This window comes from Nucisporomicrobium flavum (assembly GCF_016464385.1).
GTDB classification, from domain to species: domain Bacteria; phylum Actinomycetota; class Actinomycetes; order Mycobacteriales; family Micromonosporaceae; genus Actinoplanes; species Actinoplanes flavus_A.
The window spans coordinates 34,335-55,000 of sequence record NZ_JADMLH010000006.1 but is presented as its reverse complement, the minus strand read 5'-3'; the positions used below and the strand labels follow the sequence as shown (position 1 = coordinate 55,000).

At 73.6% G+C, this 20,666-nt stretch carries 12 protein-coding genes; 4 read left to right on the top strand and 8 right to left on the bottom strand.

Going from position 1 to position 20,666, the window contains the following annotated elements; all coding sequences use genetic code 11:
- Window positions 1-62: 62 nt before the first annotated feature.
- From pulA to IT780_RS16305, 3 genes are all read left to right on the top strand, one after another.
- Window positions 63-5,378: a pullulanase-type alpha-1,6-glucosidase gene (pulA, locus tag IT780_RS16315; protein ID WP_233412995.1), complete on the top strand. Its 5,316-nt coding sequence runs from the start codon at window positions 63-65 to the stop codon at window positions 5,376-5,378.
- A 111-nt stretch (window positions 5,379-5,489) separates the two neighbouring features.
- Window positions 5,490-6,830, top strand: a complete 1,341-nt coding sequence (fucP, locus tag IT780_RS16310) for an L-fucose:H+ symporter permease (RefSeq protein WP_199512412.1) — start codon at window positions 5,490-5,492, stop codon at window positions 6,828-6,830.
- Window positions 6,827-8,113 carry an ABC transporter substrate-binding protein gene (locus IT780_RS16305; RefSeq protein ID WP_199512411.1) on the top strand — a complete coding sequence of 429 codons (1,287 nt, stop codon included), beginning with the start codon at window positions 6,827-6,829 and terminating at the stop codon, window positions 8,111-8,113. Before fucP ends, IT780_RS16305 begins: the two co-directional genes overlap by 4 nt.
- Before the next feature lie 7 nt (window positions 8,114-8,120).
- Here IT780_RS16305 and IT780_RS16300 read toward each other — a convergent pair whose 3' ends face one another.
- Entirely contained in the window at window positions 8,121-9,413 is a 1,293-nt protein-coding gene (locus IT780_RS16300) for a ferredoxin reductase family protein (RefSeq protein WP_199512410.1), read from the bottom strand.
- 73 nt (window positions 9,414-9,486) lie between these two features.
- A complete protein-coding gene (locus IT780_RS16295; protein WP_199512409.1) occupies window positions 9,487-11,361 on the bottom strand; it encodes a fibronectin type III domain-containing protein in 1,875 nt (624 codons plus the stop codon).
- Window positions 11,362-11,504: 143 nt separating this feature from the next.
- On the opposite strand from IT780_RS16295, the gene IT780_RS16290 reads away from it, so the two are divergent.
- Complete coding sequence (locus tag IT780_RS16290) at window positions 11,505-12,650, top strand: glycoside hydrolase family 5 protein (RefSeq protein WP_199512408.1); 1,146 nt, start codon at window positions 11,505-11,507, stop codon at window positions 12,648-12,650.
- Here the strand turns inward: IT780_RS16290 and IT780_RS16285 are convergent.
- The 6 genes from IT780_RS16285 to IT780_RS16260 are packed head-to-tail and all read right to left on the bottom strand — an operon-like array spanning window position 12,635 to window position 20,665.
- Window positions 12,635-14,119 carry a tyrosine-protein kinase domain-containing protein gene (locus IT780_RS16285; protein ID WP_199512407.1) on the bottom strand — a complete coding sequence of 495 codons (1,485 nt, stop codon included), beginning with the start codon at window positions 14,117-14,119 and terminating at the stop codon, window positions 12,635-12,637. The genes IT780_RS16290 and IT780_RS16285 overlap by 16 nt on opposite strands.
- Window positions 14,116-15,306 carry a glycosyltransferase family 4 protein gene (locus IT780_RS16280; protein ID WP_199512406.1) on the bottom strand — a complete coding sequence of 397 codons (1,191 nt, stop codon included), beginning with the start codon at window positions 15,304-15,306 and terminating at the stop codon, window positions 14,116-14,118. Before IT780_RS16280 ends, IT780_RS16285 begins: the two co-directional genes overlap by 4 nt.
- Window positions 15,303-18,302, bottom strand: a complete 3,000-nt coding sequence (locus IT780_RS16275; protein ID WP_199512405.1) for a lipid II flippase MurJ — start codon at window positions 18,300-18,302, stop codon at window positions 15,303-15,305. The genes IT780_RS16280 and IT780_RS16275 overlap by 4 nt, the downstream gene beginning before the upstream one ends.
- Window positions 18,302-18,919, bottom strand: coding sequence for a sugar transferase (locus tag IT780_RS16270; RefSeq protein WP_199512404.1), 618 nt, complete (start codon window positions 18,917-18,919; stop codon window positions 18,302-18,304). The genes IT780_RS16275 and IT780_RS16270 overlap by 1 nt, the downstream gene beginning before the upstream one ends.
- Complete coding sequence (locus IT780_RS16265; RefSeq protein ID WP_199512403.1) at window positions 18,916-19,554, bottom strand: acyltransferase; 639 nt, start codon at window positions 19,552-19,554, stop codon at window positions 18,916-18,918. The genes IT780_RS16270 and IT780_RS16265 overlap by 4 nt, the downstream gene beginning before the upstream one ends.
- Window positions 19,538-20,665: a DegT/DnrJ/EryC1/StrS family aminotransferase gene (locus tag IT780_RS16260; RefSeq protein WP_199512402.1), complete on the bottom strand. Its 1,128-nt coding sequence runs from the start codon at window positions 20,663-20,665 to the stop codon at window positions 19,538-19,540. The genes IT780_RS16265 and IT780_RS16260 overlap by 17 nt, the downstream gene beginning before the upstream one ends.
- Window position 20,666: the final 1 nt, after the last annotated feature.

Sequence of the window (20,666 nt, the reverse complement as noted above, 5' to 3'; positions counted from 1 at the left end):
TTAGCGTGCGTCGTCCGCGCCGATAGGAAGGCCTCGATGTGGAGATCTCCCGGGTGAGCAGGCTGCTGCTCGCCGTCCTTCTCGTTCTCGGCGGGTGGGTCCCCACGCCGGCCCAGGCCGCGCCGGCCGCACCCGGCTGGGACTTCGACCGGCCGGGCACGGCCACCCGCAACGACCAGTTCTACTTCGTCCTGCCGGACCGTTTCGCCAACGGCGACCCCCGCAACGACCGCGGCAAGCTCCCGGGCGACCGGATGTCCACCGGCTACGACCCGGCTGACAAGGGCTTCTACCACGGCGGGGACCTCCAGGGCGTCATCGACCGCCTCGACTACATCCAGGGCCTCGGCACCACGGCGATCTGGCTCGCCCCGGTCTTCAAGAACCGGCCCGTGCAGGGCAGCGGCTCGGACATCTCGGCCGGTTACCACGGGTACTGGATCACCGACTTCACCCAGGTCGATCCCCACTTCGGCACGAACGCCGACCTCAAGCGCCTGGTCCGGCTCGCGCACGCCCGGGGCATGAAGATCTACCTGGACATCATCGTCAACCACACCGCCGACGTCATCAAATACCAGGAGAACACCTACGCGTACGTCGACAAGGCGACAAAGCCGTACCGCGACGCGCAGGGACGTGCCTTCGAGGACCGCAACTACGCCGACGGCACCCGGGCCTTTCCGCGCGTGAACACCGCGTCGTTCCCGTACACGCCGGTGGTGAGCGCGGCGGACAAGAACGTCAAGGTGCCCGCCTGGCTCAACGACCCGACGATGTACCACAACCGGGGGGACTCCACGTTCGTCGGCGAGAACAGCGAGTACGGCGACTTCTTCGGCCTCGACGACCTGTGGACCGAGCGGCCCGAGGTGGTCCGCGGCATGACGAAGATCTACGCCGACTGGATCTCGGGCACCGGCATCGACGGGTACCGCCTCGACACCGTCAAGCACTCCGATCTGGACTTCTGGCCGCAGTTCTCGGCCGGCATCGAGGCCGCGGCGAAACGCGCCGGCAAGCCCGGGTTCTTCATGTTCGGCGAGGTCTACAGCGCCGACCAGGAGGTCGAGTCGACGTACGTGCGCCGCGGCGGCCTGCCCGCCACGCTCGACTTCTCCTTCCAGGCGGCGGCGAAGTCCTTCACCGCCGATGGCGGCTCCGCGAAGGCCCTGGCCGACCTGTACGCCAAGGACAGCCTCTACACCACGGACGACACCGACGCGGGCCGGCTGCCGACGTTCCTCGGCAACCACGACATGGGCCGCATCGGCTCGTTCGTGGCCGCCGGCGGCACCGACCCGGCCACCCACCTGCGCCGCGACGAGCTGGCCCACGAGCTGATGTTCCTCACCCGCGGCCAGCCGGTGATCTACTCCGGCGACGAGCAGGGCTTCACCGGCCCGGGCGGGGACAAGGACGCTCGGCAGGACATGTTCGCCAGCAGGACCGCGGACTACCTCGACGACGACCTGCTGGGCACGGACCGTACGCACGCGCAGGCCAACTACGAGACCGGCCACCCGATCTACCGGACCATCGCCACGCTGGGCGCCCTGCGCAAGGCGCACCCCGCGCTGCGCGACGGCGAGCAGGTCACCCGTTACGCGGCCGACGGTCCGGGCATCTTCGCCGCGTCGCGGATCAACCGCGGCGAGCGGCGCGAGTACGTCGTGGCCGTCAACAACGCCACCACCGCGCAGACCGTCACCGTGGACACCTGGACGCCCAACGCCTCGTTCCAGGGCATCTACGGGGGAGCGGGCGCGCAGGCGACCGGGGCGGACGGCAAGCTGACCGTCACCGTTCCTGCCCTGTCCGCCGCGGTCTACCGCGCGGGCACGACCGTCGCCAAGCCCGCCGCCGCCCCGACCGTCCAGATCGCCTCGCCGGAGGCCGGGGCGTACGTGCCCACGCGCACCGACCTGACCGCGACCACCACCGGCGACCCGCTGGCCACGGTGACCTTCGAGGCGAACGTCGGCGGCCGCTGGACCCGGCTCGGCACCGACGACGCCGCGCCCTACGGGGTGTCGCACGACCTGACCGGACTCGCCGGCGCCACCCCGGTCACCTACCGCGCGACCGTGCGCGACAGCCGGGGCCGCACGGCCACGACGACCCGCACGATCAAGGTCGGCACCCCGGTCACCACGTCCGGGCCCGGGTACGCGATCGTGCACTACCAGCGCCCGGCCGGCGACTACGGCGACTGGGGGCTGTACGCCTTCGGCGACATCGACCCGTCCGCGGCGACCACGTGGCCGCAGGGGCAGCCGTTCGCCGGCGAGGACGCGTACGGCCGCTTCGCCTGGGTGAAGGTGAAGCCCGGTGCCAAGAGCGTGGGCTTCATCGTGGTCGACAAGAACGGCGTCAAGGACGTGAGCGCCGACCGCTTCCTCGACCCGTCGGCGACCCCGGAGATCTGGCTGAAGCAGGGTGATCCCACGATCGTCACCGAGCACCAGGCCGCGCCGCAGGATCAGGACACGGCCGTCATCCACTACCGCCGCGCCGACGGCGACTACGACGGCTGGGGCCTGCACGTGTGGGACGGCGCCGCGAACCCGACCGACTGGTCGTCGCCGCTGAAGCCGGCCGCGACCGACGCGTTCGGCGTGACGTTCCGGGTGCCCCTCGCAGCCGGAGCCGCCGGGCTGAACTACATCATCCACAAGGGCGACGCCAAGGATCTCCCGGACGACCAGCGGCTCGACTTCGCCACGGCCGGGCGGGAGGTGTGGCTGCTGGCCGGCGTACCCGATCGGCTCCTGCCCGTGGTCCGGAAAGCCGGCGGCGGAGGCGGCGTGGACATCACCAAGTCCGCGGCCGTGTGGCTCGACCGCACGACGATCGCCTGGAAGACCGGCGAGACCGACGGCCGGGTGTACGACCTGGTGTGGGCGCCCGGCGGCGGCCTCGACCCGGCCGACCCGCAGCACAGCCTGCGGTTGAGCGCGCAGCGCAACGGGCTCACCGAGGCCCAGCGGCAGAAGTACCCTCACCTGTGGCAGTACCACGCGTTCAAGCTGCCCCGCGGCGCCGACGTCCGCGAGCTGCTCAAGGGCCAGGTGGCCGTCACCGAGCGCGAGGCGCAGGGCAAGCTTCTGTCCGCCACGGGCGTGCAGCTCGCCGGTGCGCTGGACGACCTCTATGCGACGGCCACCTCGGCGAGGCTCGGCGCGACGTTCGACAGCGGCCGCCCCCGCCTGGCCGTCTGGGCGCCGACCGCGCAGAACGTGCAGCTGGAGCTTTCGGACACCCCGGCGGCCCCGGCCCGCGTGCTGCCCATGACCCGCGACTCGCGGACGGGCGTGTGGTCGGTGGCCGGCACCCGCGACTGGACGGGCAAGTACTACCGGTACCGGGTCACCGCGTGGCAGCCCGCGACGCAGAAGGTCGTCACGGCGAGCGTGACCGACCCGTACTCGGTGGCGCTCGCGGCCGACTCCACGCACAGCCAGATCGCCGACCTGGCCGACCCCGCACTCGCCCCGGCCGGGTGGCGGGGGCTGCGCAAACCGGCGCCCGGCAAGATCCAGATCAGCGAGCTGTCCGTGCGGGACTTCTCCGCCGAGGGCACGTACGCGGCGTTCACCCGCCCGGACACGCCCGGCATGAAGCACCTGCGCGAGCTGGCGAAGGCGGGCACCACACACGTGCACCTGCTGCCGGTGTTCGATTTCGCGTCCACTCCGGAGCGGCGCGCCGACCAGAAGCAGCCGCCCTGCGACCTGGCCTCGTTCCCGCCCGACTCCGACCAGCAGCAGCAGTGCATCGCGGCCGTCGCGGACCAGGACGGTTACAACTGGGGCTACGACCCGCTGCACTACACGACGCCCGAGGGTGGCTACGCCGTGAACCCCGAGGGCGCCGCGCGGACGAAGGAATTCCGCCGGATGGTCGCCGGGCTCAACGGCGCCGGCCTGCGCGTGGTCATGGACGTCGTCTACAACCACACGCCGGCCTCCGGGACCGATCCGCGCTCGGTGCTCGACCAGATCGTGCCCGGCTACTACCAGCGGCTGCTCGAGGACGGCACGGTCGCGAACTCCACCTGCTGCGCCAACACCGCGCCGGAGAACGCGATGATGGGCAAGCTCGTCGTCGACTCCGTCGTCACGTGGGCGAGGGCGTACAAGGTCGACGGGTTCCGCTTCGACCTCATGGGCCACCACCCGAAGGCCAACATCCTGGCCGTGCGCAAGGCGCTCGACCGGCTCACCGTCGCGCGCGACGGCGTCGACGGCAGGAACATCTACGTGTACGGCGAGGGCTGGAACTTCGGCGAGGTGGCGGACGACGCCCGCTTCGTGCAGGCCACCCAGCAGAACATGGCCGGTACGGGCATCGGCACCTTCAACGACCGGCTGCGCGACGCGGTCCGCGGCGGCGGCCCGTTCGACGACAACCCGCGCGTGCAGGGCTTCGCGTCGGGGCTGTACACCGACCCCAACGGCGACGCCGTCAACGGGACCGCGGCCGAGCAGAAGGCGCGGCTGCTGCACGACCAGGACCTGATCAAGGTCGGCCTCACCGGCAACCTCGCCGGCTACCGCTTCACCGCCTCCGACGGCACGGCCACGACCGGGCGGCAGATCGACTACAACGGCTCGCCGGCCGGCTACAACGCGAAACCCGTCGAGGCCATCACGTACGTGGACGCGCACGACAACGAGATCCTGTACGACGCGCTCGCGTACAAACTGCCGCAGGCCACCTCGGCGACCGACCGGGCGCGCATGCAGTCTCTGGCGCTGGGGGCCACCGCGCTCGGGCAGGGCCCCGGGTTCGTGACCGCGGGCAGCGAACGGCTGCGGTCGAAGTCGCTGGACCGCAACTCGTACAACTCGGGGGACTGGTTCAACCGGATCAACTGGGACTGCACGCAGGGCAACGGCTTCGGCCGCGGCCTGCCCCCGGCCGCGGACAACGAGGCGAAGTGGCCGTACGCGAAGCCGCTGCTGGCCGACCCTGCGCTCAGGCCGGGCTGCGCGGCGATCGATCTCGCCGACGCGCGCTACCGCGAGCTGCTGCGGATCCGCGCGTCCTCGCAGGTGTTCGGCCTGCCCAGCGCCGCCGAGGTGCAGAAGCGGCTGGCGTTCCCGCTGTCCGGCACGGCCGAGACGCCGGGTGTCATCACGATGACCCTCGACGGTCGCGGCCTCGACCGGCACTGGAGGTCGGTGACGGTGGTCTTCAACGCCACCCCGGCCACGGCCACCCAGACGCTGCCCGCGCTGCGCGGTGCGGCCGTGAGCCTGCACCCCGTGCAGCGCGCCTCGGCCGACCCGGCGCTGAGGACCGCGTCGTTCGCCCCGGCCACGGGCACGTTCACCGTCCCGGCCCGGTCGGTGGCGGTGTTCGTGCAGTCCTGAAGGTTCGCCATCTGTGTTCACGCCGCCCGCGGCCGGGTTTCACCTGCCGCGGGCGGCGGTAACGTCACTCATGGAAGAAGGTCGATGTCGATCTCCTGAGGGCGGGACCCGATGGCCATCACCACGCCGCCCGTGGCGGACGAGTCCGAAGCACAGCGCCGCCCCCTGATCGGGCCCGGCATGCTCGTGCTGTTCATCGCGCTGATCGGCTGCTTCACCGCCTGGGGCGTGGCGCAGGATCTCACCACGCCGATGGTCGCGGGCTTCAAGCGCATCTTCGACATGAGCACGTTCCAGGCGTCGCTCGTGCAGCTCGCGTACTTCGGCGCGTACTTCCTGCTGGCGCTGCCCGCCGCCTTCATCAACCAGCGCTTCGGCTACAAGACCGGCATCCTCACCGGGCTCGGGCTGGCCGCGATCGGGGCGTTCGCGTTCTACCCGGCCAGCAAGATCATGACGTACGAGGCGTTCCTGGTGGCGCTGTTCGCGATGGCCGCGGGCTGCTCGATCCTGGAGACCTCGGCCAACCCGTACGTGCTGTCGCTCGGCCCCGAGTCGACGGCCACCCGGCGGCTCAACCTCGCGCAGGCGTTCAACCCCGTGGGCACCAACATCGGGGTGCTGCTCGCCTCCACGCTGATCCTGCCGAAGCTGTCCGACCCCGTCGACATCGGCTCGCTCACCCCGGAGCAGCTGCACACGATCCGGGCCGGTGAGCTCGGCGCCGTCATGGGCCCGTACCTCGGCCTGGCCTTCGTCCTGATCCTCATCGCCATCGCGATCGCCAGCCAGAAGGCGCCCCCGATCGTCGAGGAGTTCCCCGACGCCGAACCGCACGAGGGCGGCACCCGGGACCTGTTCGGCGTGCTGTGGCGCAGCAAGCACTACCGGTACGGCGTGATGGCCCAGTTCTTCAACGTCGCGGCGCAGGTCTGCGCATGGACGTACGTGATCCAGTACGTCCAGCAGGCGCTCGGCGGCAGCCTGGAACGCGGCGGCTTCTACCTGCAGATCAGCCTGCTGATCTTCCTCGGCTCGCGCTTCCTCATGACCTGGCTGATCGGCCGGGTACGGGCCACCAAGGTGCTCGCGGTGCTCGCCTTCCTCGCGGTCGTCCTGTGCGTGTTCGCCATGGTCAGCCCCAACCTGGCCGGCGTCATCGCCGTGGTCTCGCTGTCGTTCTGCCTGTCGCTGATGTTCCCGACCATCTACGGCGTCGCCCTCAAGGGACTCGGGCCGGCGACCAAGTTCGGCGCCGCCGGCCTCGTCATGGCGATCGTGGGCGGCGCGATCATGCCGCTCGTGCAGGGCTGGCTGGTCGACGAGACCAGCCCGGCCATCTCGTTCATCGTGCCCGCGGTCTGCTTCGGGCTCGTCGGCCTCTACGCCCTCTACGACCTGCGGGGCCCCGACCGGGAGCGCACCGCCGCGACCGCCGGGAGCGCGGCATGAACCCCCGCCGGGCCCTCGCCGCCGCCCTCACCGTGCTGCTCGCGGCGACCGTCACCGGCTGCGGCGCGGACAAGCCCACGAGCGCGACGAAGGACACCAAGCAGCTCGAGATCGTGTCGTGGTGGACCTCCGGCTCCGAGGCGGCGGCCCTCACCACCCTGCTGGACGCCTTCAGGCAGGCCAATCCCGGCGTCGAGCCGGTCAACGGCGCCATCGCCGGCGGCGCCGGCTCCGAGGCCATCGTCGAGCTGGCGAAACGGCTGCGGGCCGGCGACCCGCCCGACGTGTGGCAGACCTTCGCCGGCAAGTCGGTCCAGGGGTACGCCGACCGTGGCTCCGTCCGCGACGTCAGCTCCGTCTTCGACGACCGGCTACGCAGCGCCCTGCACCCGGTGATCCTGCGGTCGCTCCAGCGCTCCGGGAAGCCGTACGGCGTCCCCACCGGCGCGCACCGCAGCAACGTCCTCTGGTTCAACCTCGCGCTGCTGAACAGGGCCGGCGTCACGCCCCCGGCCGGCGGCTACACGCTGCCCGCGTTCCTGGAGGACCTCAAGAAGGTCAAGGCGGCCGGGGTGGCCCCGCTGTGCCTCGGCGGCAAGGACCCGTTCACCACGGTCGAGCTGTTCGAGAACGTGCTGCTCAGCTCCATCGGCGCTGACGGCTGGGCGGACATGACCGCCGACCGGCTCGACTGGCGCGGCACCGCGGTCCGCTCGGCGCTGCGGTCGTTCGGCGAGCTGCTCACGTACGCCGATCCGCAGGCCAGCGGGCTGACCTGGGACGCGGCGACGAAGAAGCTGGCGGCCGGGGAGTGCGCGTACGAGTCCATGAACGACTCCTCGTACGGCGAGCTCGTCGCGGCCGGGGCGCAGGAGGGCAAGGACTTCGGCACGGCGGCGTTCCCGGGCACCGGCGGCAGCTTCCTCGCCGTGGTGGACGTCTTCGTGGCGGCCACCAGGGCGAAGAACGCCAAGAACGCCCTCGCCTTCCTGGCCGGCATCGACCAGCCGGCGACCCAGGTGGCATTCAGCAAGGCGAAGGGTTCCGTGCCGGTGGTGCGCGACGCGGACGTGTCGTCGCTGCCGCCGTACCAGCGGGAGGCCTCGCGCAGCCTCTGGGCCTCGCCGGTCCTGCTGTCCGTGGCGCACGGCGAGGCGATGAGCCCGGCGTTCCAGGAGGGCTTCTACGACGCCGTGTCGACGTACGTGCGCACCCGCGACCCGAAGGCGTTCGCCGACGACCTGCGCGACGCCGTGGCCAACGACCGGATCCCGCCGCGCTGACGCCCGATCAGGCCGCCAGCCGGAACCGTTCCGCGTGCACCTGGCGGCGCGGCACCCTCAGCTCGCGCAGGGTGCGCAGCACCGCGTCGGTCATCGCCGGCGGGCCGCACACGTACACGTCGCGGTCGGTCACGTCGGGCACCAGCCGGCGCAGGTTGTCCGGGCCGAACGGCGGGTCGCCCGCGGCCGTGCGCCCGGCGAGCAGGTGGACGCGGGCGCCACGCATCCGGGCCAGCGCCTGCATCTCCTCGAGCAGTACGGCGTCTCCGGGGGTCCGCGCCCGGTACAGCACCACAATGTCCCCGGGCAGCTCCTCGAGCAGGGCGCGGATCGGGGTGACGCCCACGCCGCCCGCCACGAGCAGCGTTCCCTCCCGGGTGCGGTGCATCGCGGTGAAGGCGCCGTACGGGCCCTCCGCGAACACCCGCGAGCCGACCGGAACGTGGCGCAGGGCGGAGCTCGCGTCCCCCACGGCCTTCGCGGTCAGCCGCAACGACCGCCCGTCCGGCGCGGCCGACAGGGAGAACGGGTTGGCCCGCCACCAGCCGGCGTACCCGGGGAACCGCCAGATGAAGAACTGACCGGCGCGGGCGGGCAGCCGGTCCAGGTGGCGGCCGCGCACGTACACCGACACGACGTCCGGCGACTCCGGCACGACCGCCGCCACGTGCAGCCGGTGCCGGGCGTTGCGCCACACCGGCAGCACGATCCGCCCGGCGATCAGCGCGGTGATCGCGAAGATCCACAGCGCCCACCAGTACGCCGCGGCCACGGGGGCGGCGGTGAACGCGGACACCTCGAACAGCTGGTGGACCAGGACCAGCGTGACGGCCGCGTACAGCACCAGGTGCACCGCGTGCCAGGCCTCGTACGACAGCCGGCGCCGCGCCCACCGGAACGACAAGCCCGCGGCGACGACCACCAGGGCCAGCGCCACCATGCCGGCCAGCGATCCGAGCGCGCCGGCCAGGTTGGTGAGCTGCTGCCACACGGAGCTGCGGTAGAAGACCGCGTAGCCGAGCACCACGAACGCCGGGTGCAGCAGCACCACCCAGAACAGCGTGAACCCGGTCCACCGGTGCCACGTGGTGAGCCGGTCCATGCCGACCCGCCGGTCCAGCCACGGCAGCCGGGCGATGAGCGTGAGCTGGAGAATCATCAGCAGCGCCGCGTGCAGGCCGAGGAACTGCCCGATGCCGATGAGCGGGTGCCGCGGCTCGGGCGCGACGGTGAAGAACAGCGCCCACACGACGGCCACGTGGAGCACCACGATGCCCCAGAAGATCTGAGCGGTCCGCATGCCGCAGGATAGGCGCGCGAAGGGCGCTGTGCGGGTCGGATCCCGGACAGCGCCCTCAGATGCGGCAGGTGGGTCAGCCCAGCAGGCGGGCCCAGTAGACGAGCTCGTCGGCCTGCGCGGCGGTGAGGCCGGCCTTGTTGCCCTTCGGCTCCTTGAGCACCTTGCTGACGTACAGGTCGTACTGGCCGTGCTCCAGCTTGTTCGTCAGGTCCTGGCCGAGGCCCACGGTCGCGTTGTTCGCCGTGAGGTAGCGGCGGGTCAGCGCGATCAGGTCGGGCACGTTCGCCGTGACCGTCCACCCGGCCGTCACGGTCCCGGCGGCGTTGCCCGCCACGTCGGCGCCGCCGGCGCAGGTCGCCGTGTAGCGGCCTTTGGCGTCGCGGGTGACGGTCAGGCCGGCCTGCTTCGCCACACCGGAGACGGCGTCGGTCGTGTCGCACCCCGCGGCGGGCAGGGCGCCCAGCGGGAACGTGCCGTCGCCCAGGCCGGTCACCCGCACCACGGGAGCGGTCGTGTCGACCTTGAGGCCGGTGACCGCGGCGGCCGTGATGTTGCCGGCCCGGTCGGTCACGGTGCCGGTGACGCCCTGGTCCGCGCCGTCCGCCGGGACGCTCGCCGGGGCGGGGCACTCGGCGACGCCCGAGGTCGCGTCGGAGCAGGTGAAGCTGACCGACGGGGCGGTGCGGTACCAGCCCGCCGCGTTCGCCGTGCCGTCCACGGCGGCGGAGTAGCCCGGGGCGGTCCGGTCGAGGCTGACCCGGAAGGTCGTGGTGGCGGCGTTGCCGGCCTTGTCGGTGACCGTGCCGGTGACGACCTGGTCGGCGCCGTCGGCGGTCAGCGTGACCGGCGAGGTGCAGGTCGCGACGCCGGACTGGGCGTCCACGCAGGTGAAGATCACGGAGACCGGGCCGTTGTGCCAGCCGTCGCGGTCGGCGGCGCGGGTCAGCGCGGCCGTGATGCTCGGCGCGATCTTCTCCGGCGCCGGCGTGGTCACCACGGGGGCGGGGATCACGGGCGCGGTCGGGTCGGTGACGGTCAGCGCGGCGACGCCGCTGCCGTTGGCGTTGTACGCCCGCACCTCGACCATCCAGTTCTTGCCACGGGCCAGGTTGATCACGCCCGCGGTGGCCGGCGCCTTGACCTTCACCGAGCCGGTGTTCGGCTTGTCGATGCCGTAGTTGACCAGGTAGTAGTCGGGCGTCGCCCCGCCGGTGGGCGCGTTCCAGGTCACGTCGACCAGCGTCGAGCCCGCGCGCCGGGTGGCGGTCGCGCCGGTCGGCTCCGCCGGCTTGTACTTGTCGATCAGCGACTTGCCGACCGCGGTGGAGCAGCTGCCGTACAGGTTCTGCGGGGTGACCTGCACGAGGTACGTGCGGGCCGGGTCGAGGCCGGGGAAGCGGTGGCTGGTGGCGGTCGTGACCTCGTCGGAGAGCACCACGCCGTCGGAGTAGCGGATCAGCTGCATGCGATAGCCGGTCAGCGGCGCCTCGCCGGCCCACGTGGGCGGGTTCCAGCTGATCGTGCCGGTGCTCCCGTCGACGCCCTCGCGGCCCTGGACCGCGCCCATGATGCCGGTCGGTGCGAGCGTCCCGGCGGTGGCGAAGTCGCCGTACTCGCCGGGGCCGTCGGCGTTCTCCGAGGCCACCCGCACCTTGTACGACACGCAGGCACCGGTCGTGGGGATCGTGTAGCTCGTGGTGTCGCCCGGGACGAAGGTGACCGTCTCCGTGCTGCCCTGCAGCAGGTCGAGGCGGTAGAAGCGCGCCCCGTCGACCGGCTGCCAGGCCGCCACGATCCGGGTGGCGTCCTCGGCGGCGCGCGTCACGGTGAGCCCCTGCGGCGCCGGCAGCGCGACGGTCACGTCCGACGCGAACGCCGGTGCCCCGGTCAGCGCCATCGACGCGGCCACAGCGGCGGCTCCGGTGCCGGCCAGCAGTCGTACGCCCATCGTCCCTCATCTTCCGTTCGTCGGCAGCCCCAGCGGCGCCGGTGATGAGGTGATCGGCGGCGAACCTCAAGCCACCCTGAAGGCGGTGTCAAGCACCTGTCTGGTTGTCCCGCGCCCGCTCCGGCGTACGCGAGACTGCAGGGGTGCGACTGGTGGCCGCCCTGGCGGTCCTCCTGCTGACCGGGCTCGCCGGGTGCGGCTCCGGCGACGCGGACCCCGGCCGGGGCGGGCGGGCCACCCCGCTGCGGGTCGACGGCAACCGGTTCGTCGGCGCGGACGGCCGCGAGGTGCCGCTGCGCGGGTTCAACCACTCCGGCGCCGAGTACGCGTGCGTCGAGGGCGACGGCTTCTTCGACACCCCGGACGGCGGGCCGCCCTCGGCGCGGGTCGTGGCGGCGATGCGGCACTGGGGTGCCCGGGCCGTACGGGTGCCCCTCAACGAGCAGTGCTGGCTGGGGCTCCCCTCGGTGCCGGCGGAGTACGCGGGCGAGGCGTACCGGTCGGCGGTGCGGACGTTCGTCGAGCGGCTCAACGACGCCGGCCTCGTGGCGGTGCTCGACCTGCACCGCAGCGCCCCCGGCGACGGCGTGCCCCGCGAGCAGGAGCCGATGCCCGACCGCGACCACAGCCCCGGGTTCTGGCGGTCGGTCGCCGCCACGTTCCCGGCCGCGGCCGTCGTGTTCGACCTCTTCAACGAGCCGTTCCCGTACGGCGACCCGGACGGCGACCGCGCCTGGCGGTGCTGGCGGGACGGCGGCTGCACGCTGACGTCGGTCAACACCGGGCAGCCGTACGTGGCCGCCGGCATGACCGAGCTGATCGCCGCCGTCCGCGCCACGGGCTCGCGGCAGCCCGTGCTGGCCGGCGGGATCCACTGGGCGGAGAGCCTGACCGGGTGGCTCGCGTACCGCCCGGACGACCCGTTGGGGCAGGTCGGGGCGTCGTTCCACGCGTACTCGTTCAACACCTCCTGCGCCGCCGTCGCGTGTTATGACCGCGTGCTGGCGCCGATCGCCCGGCAGGTGCCGCTGGTCGCCGGGGAGGTCGGCCCGACCCTCGCGGTGGGCTCCGCGGGCGTCGACGCGTCCTGCCCCCGCTCGGCGGTCCGCGACGGCGGGTTCGCCGACTCGACCCTGGACTGGCTCGACGCGCACGGCGCCGGGTACGCCGCCTGGAGCTGGAACCCGTGGCCGGACTGCTGGGCGCTGGTGCGCGATTGGGGCGGCGAGCCGACGGCGTGGGGTGTGGGGCTGCGACGCCGGCTCGCCGCGTCTCAGGGCGGCGGCTGACGGCCGTTGTCGGAGACCGCCGAACCGTAAAGCGTCGACGCGCGCGCCGGCGAGACCGGCGTCGCCGATACCGGCGCTGCCGGGACCGGGGCCGCCGAGGCGGGTGAGGTCGGCGCGACCGGGGCGGAGCCCACGGCGGGCAGGCCCGGCGGCACCGGCGCCGGGTCGTCCCCGCGCGGGGCCGGCGCACCGCGGCCGCGCGGCGCGTTGAGCAGGATGCCCAGCAGCCGGCCCCGGGACAGCTCGGCCACCGCGCGGGCCACGGACCCCCGCGTGGAGCGGCGCAGGTCCCCGACGAGCACGACGTGGTCGCACAGCTGCGCGAGCACGATGGCGTCCGAGACGGCGAGCACGGGGGAGCAGTCCAGCACCACGACATCGCACCAGCCGCGCAGCGTCCGCAGGACCTGCGGCAGCCGCGCACTGCCGAGCAGGTCGGCCGCGCCCGGCGCCCGCTGCCCCGCGGTGAGCAGCCGCAGCCGCGGCACCGGGCCGTGCCGCAGCGCCTCCCCGACCGGCACGTCCCGGGCCAGCACGTCGCACAGCCCGGGATGGTCGCCGAGCCCGAACGCGGCGGCGACCCGGGGGCGGCACAGGTCGGCGTCGACCAGGATGACGCCCCGGCCCGACTGGGCGAGGGCGGTCGCCAGGTTCGCCGCGGCCGTCGTCCGGCCCTCCCGCCCGTCCGCGCTGGTGACGAGCACGGTGGTGTTGTCACCCAGCAGCGGCTGCAGGCGGGACCGCAGATACCGGTACGCCTCGGCGGCCGGTGAGTGCGGCGCCCGCAGCAGCACCGGCCGCCCCGGGTCCTCGCCGCGCCGGCGCCGCTCCCGGGGGACCCCGGCCAGGACCGGACCGCCGAGCAGCCGGGCGAAGTCGTCGCGGCCGCGCAGCCGGTCGCTGAGCCGGTCGCGGACGAGGGCGGTCCCGGCGCCCAGGAGCAGCCCGAGCAGCAGGCCGAGCCCGAGATCGACGGTGACCGGCCGCCGCACCGGCGCGCCGGGCAGCGCGGCGTCGGTCACCAGCGTGGCGCGCTGGGTGGGCGCGGGGCCGCCGCCCGGCCCGTCGTCGGCGTTGCGGTAGTCGACGTACGCCTCCGCCAGCGCCTGCGCCCGCCGCTGGGCGGTCAGCGCGTCCCCGTCGGTGTACGCGAACGTGAGCACGTCGGCGTCCGGCGCGACGCTGACCGACAGCCCGCCGGCCAGGTGCCCCGGGTCCACCCCGAGCCGCCGGGCCGCCGGGTCGACGACCAGCCCGGACTGGGCGAGCTGCTTCTCCGTACCCATGTCCGGCGGGACCGGCGTGGTGTTCGCCCGTACCCGGGGCTCCACCACGACGATCGCCGCAGCCCGGAACTCACGCGGCGCGGTCGTGCCCACCGCGTAGGCCGCGGCCGTGACCAGCACGGTCACCAGCAGGATCCACCACCCGTGCACGCGGATCAGCCGCGCCGAACCGCCCCCGCTCATGCCCGCACCTGCGCACGCCGGCCGGCGCGCGGGACCTCGAAGACCGTCAGGTAGCGCCGCGCCTGGTGCTCCCAGGCCAGCGACTCCGACACGACCCGCCGGCCGGTCGCGCCGAGCGCCGCGCGCCGGGCCGGATCGGCCAGCAGGCCGTCGATCAGCGCGGCGAACGCCGCCACGTCGCCGGGCGGGGCCAGCTCGGCCGCGCCCTCGGCGACCAGCCGGGTCTCGGCCACGTCGAAGGCCACGAACGGCAGGCCGAACGCCATGTACTCCAGCGCCTTCACCGGCGTGACGAAGTCCTCGAGGTTCGGCTCGAGGCCGAGGTCGGCGGTGGCGAGGTGATCGAAGAGTCGCTCCTGCTCCACCCAGCCCGGGAACGTCACCCAGGGGTTGAGCCCCAGCCGCGTGGCCAGCCGCCGCAGGTCGGGCACCGCGTCGCCGGCGCCGATGAAGGTGAACGCGGTGTCCGTCCGCCCCCGTTCGTGCACGACCCGGGCGACCGCCTCCACGGCGAGGTGGATGCTGTCCTGCGGGCCCATCATCCCGGCCAGCACGCACAGGTGCTCGTGGCCGCGGCGCAACGCCGGGTCGGGCGTCCGCGCGGTCAGAGCGGCCAGCGGCGGGCCGTTGCCCACCACCGTGATGCCGGTCGCCGGTACGCCACCCCGGCGCATCGCCACCTCGCGGACGGACGCGTTGACCGCGACGACGTGATCGGCCGTCCGTAGGCTCGCGTGCTCGAAGCGTTGCAGGAGCGCGTACATCAGGCCCTCGCGGGTGCCGTAGCGGGCCGCGTACATCTCGGGGGACAGGTCCTTGAAGTCGAACACGACCGTACGGCCGAGCAGCCGCAGCGGCACCGCCAGCACGAACGCGAGGTCCGGCGTACTGGAGATCTGCACGACGTCCACGCCCCCGGCGAGCATGGCCCGTACGGTCAGCGCGGCGGCCATCAGCAGCGAGTACAGGTACTCCCGGGCGAACCCGAGCTTGCTCGTGCCGTCGCGCGGCGGCGGGTAGTCGAACACCCGCACGCCGGGTACGCCGCGGTTGCCGGGGTCGCGGCGGCAGACGACGGTGACGGACAGCCCGGCGGCGACCAGAGCGGCGGCGTGCTTGCGCAGCCGGTGGTCGCGCGCGAGCGCCACGTTCTCCACCATCAGCAGGACCCGGATCGGTCGGCTCATGAATCCACCCGCTCCTCAGGTTGTTCCAGGACCCGCAGCAGCGCCAGCAGGCCGAACAGGGCGTCGGCCGCGCCCCGGTAGGTCAGATGCGGATCGAAGATCATCAGGACGACGCCGGCTGACACGACCGCCGCCACGGCCAGGCCCACGGTCGCGGCCGGCCCGGTGCCCGCGCGGGCCGCCGCGGCGCCGCGCCGCACGGTCACCACCACGAACCACGCGTACGCCGCGAGCAGCGGGATCCCGCCGCCCCAGAGCAGCCACACGTAGCCGCTCTCGATCCACACCCAGCCGAACTCCTCGTGCGCCGCCGGCACCCGCGCCGCCGGCCGGACGCCCAGCAGCCAGTTGCCGTGCGCACCGAGGTCCGGCAGGAAGTACGTGCTCAGGTTGTGGTAGCGCACGATCCAGCTCTCGGGCAGCCCGGAGGCGCTCTGGAAGCCGGCGAGCCGGGTTTCGATGACCGGCCACATCGCCGCCGCCGCGACGCCCAGCAGCGGCAGCGCGTACGCGGCCAGCCGGGTGGCCCGTGACACGACGACAAGCGTCACCAGCGCCACCACCAGGCCGAGGATCGTGGAGAATTCGCCGGCACCGAGCGCGCCGAGCGTGCACACCGTCGCGACGCCGGCCAGCAGCATCCGGTGGCGGGAGCCGTGCAGCAGCAGCCCCACCGCAAGAGCCAGGTTGAGCACGGCCAGGTCGGCCACGGCCGCGGCGAGGGCCAGGGTGGAGCTGCCGCGGCCGATGGCGAGGGTCCGCTCGACGCCGAACGGCGCCCACAGCGTGCCGAGCAGCCGCGGCACCCCGAACAGGTTCAGCGACTGCAGGATGCCGACCACGCAGACCACCACCGCGGCCGCCATGGACAGCGCCAGGCACCGGTACGCCTGCCGCGCGTCCCGGACGCTGAACCGCACGATGAGGTACACGCCGAGGTACTTCCACAGCACGATCGCGTGCTGCAGGTCGTCGGCGGTGATCTCCCGGCGGCGGGCCAGCATCATCAGCAGCGGCACCACCGAGCTGCACACCGCCAGGCCCAGCAGCGCGACGTCGAGGCGGTCGATGCGCAGCAGGCGGACCGCACCGGAGCGCACGGTCAGCAGGTACCGCAGGAGCAGCGCGGCGCCGCAGCACAGGGCGAGCGCCTCGTTGGGCCGCAGGACCGGCAGGAGCGTCCCGCGGTCGATGCCGGCGGTGAGCGGGGTCAAGGCGATGATCAGGTACGCCGCCACGGCCGGCCGCAGCACGATCCACGTACCGAGGCCTACGAGGGCGAGCACCGCGACCGCCAGCAGCGGCTCCCGTCCGAGCAGGGCCCCGAGCGCGGCGCACGCCGCCAGCAGAAGCACCTGGACCGCCGCGCGTCCCACCCGCCCGCGCCGCACCAGCCGCGGGAGCCTGCCGCGCAATGAACCGGTGACCCACGTGAGCTCCGGGGCGCCCGACCAGACCTGGAATCCCAGGTAGACAGCACCACCGATCACGCCCGCCGAGAAGACGCCGAGCAGGCCGCCGGCGTGCGCGGTGACGAAGATTCCCACGGCGTGCGCGGGCGCCGCCATGACGACGGCGAACCCGGCGATCCGCAGCAGCGGCGGGAACAGCCGCTCCTCGCCCGGCGGCAACGCGCCGAGCAGGCGGTGCACCAGGAAGGCCGCGCCGGTCACCGCGCCCGCGGACATCGCGGCGCCCAGCACGGTCAGCACCGCCGCGCCCTCGGCGAACGGGGCCGCCGCGGCGATCGCCAGGCACACCGCGAGCTGCAGCAGCATGGCCCGCAGCGGCGTGCGGGTGTCCCCGCGGGCGTAGCAGGCGTACGTCGCCACGAGGAACGCCGCCTCTCCGGCCACCCCCGCGGACAGCGCCGCCACGGCCGCCGCGATGAGCCCGGCGCCGGTGTCGGTGCCGAAGCCGCCGTACGCCATCGCCCGTGAGATCGGGCCCGCGATCGCGAAGTACCCGGCGGCCGCGGGCGCGGCGATGAACAGCGCGAACGCGAGCCCGCGCAGGAAGGTGTCCCGGAACATCGGGAGGCCGCCCGGGCCGGTCATCCGCGCCAGCCGCGGGGCGAGCGCGAGCGCCACCGGGGTCGCTCCGAGCGCGATCGGCAGGAAGTAGAAGTTCATCGCCAGCTGGAACGCGACCACTCCGCCCGGCACCCGGTTGGCGAGCACGAGCAGCACGAGCAACTGGACGGCGGCCAGCGCGGCCTGCAGCAGCGACGGCGCGGCCCGGGACAGCACCCGGCGTACCTCGGGATCCCGCCAGCCCGCCCGGGGACGCAGGCGCACGCCGGCGCGGCGGGCGCCGTACCACTGGGCGGCGGCGTGCGCGGCGACCGCCCCGGTCGTGCCGAGACCCAGCAGGAGCAGCGCGCCGGGCGGGGCCTGCGCGAGGTTGCCGATACCCGGGTAGCGCAGGGCCACCACCGCCAGGACGACGACCGTGCCGACGTTCTCCAACGCGGGCGCGGCCGCGGCGAGCGCGAACCGGCCGTGTGCGTTCATCGCCGCGCCGGCCGTGGCGACCAGGCCGTACAGCGGGATCTGCGGCAGCAGCATCAGCACGAGCAGCACGGCCGTCGTGCCCTGACCGCCGACATGGGCGAGGTGCAACGCGCCGGGAGCGGCGAGCGCGGCCAGCGGCACGGCGACCGCCGCCCCGGCGGCGATCATGCCGAGGAAGCCGCCCGCGACCCGCTCGGCGGCCCGGCGGTCCCCGCTGTCCACGTGCGCGACGAGCGCCGGGATGAGCAGCGACGACAGCATCGAGCCGCCGAGCAGGCCGTAGAACACGAGGTTGGGCAGGGAGTTGGTGAACTGGTACGTGTTCGCGAAGACGGTCACGCCGAGCACGGCGGCGACCACGACGCCGCGTACCACCCCGGTGACCCGGCTGACCACCGTCCACGCCGCGACGGTCATCGAGTCGCCGACCGCCTCGACCGGCGCGGCGAGCCGGGCGTCCGGGGCGTCGACGGCCGTGCTCATCAGGCGGTGCCGCGGCGCAGGGCGGGCAGGGTCCGGGCCAGGATCGTCAGGTCGAGCCACAGGCTCTGGCGGCGGACGTATTCCACGTCGAGGGCGAGGGCCTGCGGCATGGTGAGCCGCGCTCGGCCGCTCACCTGCCAGAGGCCGGTCAGGCCCGGCCGGGCGGCGAACCGGGTGCGCTGCTGCGCGGTGAACAGCTCGGCCTCCCACGCGAGCACCGGACGGGGGCCCACCAGCGACATGTCCCCGCGCAGCACGTTCACCAGCTGCGGCAGCTCGTCCAGGCTGGTCCGGCGCAGCCATCCGCCGACCCGGGTCACCCGCGGGTCCCGTTCCAGCTTGTACAGCCCCGAATCGCCCTGACGCGGCTCGGCGCCGGTCAGCATGGCCCGCACGTACGCCCGGTGCGCCCCGTCCGCGGCACCGGCGGTCATCGAGCGGAACTTGTACATGGTGAACGGCTTCTCGTCGCGGCCCAGCCGTTCCTGCCGGAACACCGCCGGCCCGGGCGACGTGAGCCGTACCGCCACCCAGACGACGGCCAGCAGCGGCGTCAGCAGGAGCAGCCCGGTGGCCGCCAGCACCACGTCGAGGACGCGTTTGACGAGCGCGCTCACGACCGGTGCTCCGACCGGGCGGCGGGCGCGTCCACGATGGACGTCACCCGGTCCTCGATGCCGGGCAGGTCGGCGACGCGCCGGTGCGGGACGGCCGGATTGCCGTACGCGACCATCCCCGCCGGGATGTTGCGCGTCACCACCGAGCCGGACCCGATCATCGCCCCGGCCCCGATGTGCACGAAGGGCAGGATGGTCACGTTGACACCGATCTGCGCGCCCATACCGATGTGCGGCCCGGTCATCAGCCGCGCCGACTTCTCGTCGCCGGGATAGAGGTCGTTGGCGATGGTCACGCCCGGCGCCAGGAACGCGTCGTCCTCCAGCCACGTGAACTGGGCGACGTAGCAGTTCGCGTGGATCTTCACCTGGTTGCCGATCCGGCAGCCGTAGTCGACGACGCTGTTGCTCCAGACGCTGACGTGCTCGCCGATCACGCAGTCCTCGCGGACGACCACGCCGTGGCCGGTCTCGAAGTGCGCGCCGATCCGGGAGCCGTCGTACACGACGGTGCCGCTGCGCAGCCGCGCGTCACCGCCGAGCTGCAGGGAGCGGCCGGTGCGGCGGGCGGCCGGGTAGCCGATGTGCACGCCGGGGTCCACGACCCAGCCGTGGTCGTCACTCGCGCGGAGCACGGCCGCTCACCGCCTCGTCCAGGGCCTCGCAGACGAGGTCGAGTTGTTCCTCGGTCAGGTGCGGGTACAGCGGCAGCGAGAATTGCGTACGGGCCGCCTCCTCGCAGACCGGCAGGGGCGCGCTTGCGTACCGGCGCAGCGGCGGCTGACGGTGGCAGGGCACCGGATAGTGCACACCGGTCCGGATGCCGCGCCGGTGCAGCAGGTCGCGGACCTCGTCGCGCCTGTCGACCCGCGCGACCATCAGGTGGTACGCGTGCCGTACCCCGTCCTCGACGCCGGTCAGCCGGACCGGCGTGCCCGCGAGCCGTTTGCGGTAGCCGTCGGCGAGTGCGATCCGCGCGTCCGTCCACTCGTCGAGGCGGGCGAGCTTCGCGGTGAGGGCGATCGCCTGCAGCGTGTCGAGCCGGCTGTTGGTGCCGACGAACTCGTGCTCGTAGTGCGCGGAACCGTTGCTGCGGCCGTGGTTGGCCAGGGCGCGTACGCGTTCCGCCAGCTCCGGGTCGTCCGTCACGACGGCGCCGCCGTCACCGAACGCGCCCAGGTTCTTGCCGGGGTAGAAGCTGAAGCAGCCGGCGATCCCCGCCGAGCCGGCCCGGCGGCCGTTGCGCTCGGCGCCGTGCGCCTGCGCCGCGTCCTCGACGACGTGGATGCCGGCGGCCCTGGCCACGCACCCGATGCCCTCGAGATCGGCGACGTTGCCGTACAGGTGGACGACCATGACCGCGCGGGTCCTGGCCGTGATCGCGGCGGCCAGCAGCTCGGGCGTCAGCAGGAGCGTGTCCGGGTCCACGTCGGTGAAGACCGGGGTCGCGCCGGCGCGTACGACGGCGGCGGCCGTGGCGATGAAGGTGTTGGCCGGCACGACGACCTCGTCGCCGGCGCCGATCCCGAGCGCCAGCAGGGTCAGCTCGAGCGCGTCGGTGCCGTTGGCGACGCCGACCGCGTGGCGGACGCCGCAGTAGCGGGCCCACCGGCGTTCGAACTCGGCCACCGGCGCGCCGCCGATGTACTGGCCGGTCAGCAGCGCCTCGGTGAACTCCGGCGCGATGCCGGGCCAGATCTCGCGGGTCATGGCCGGCAGGTCCGTGAACGGGACGTCGGTTCGCATG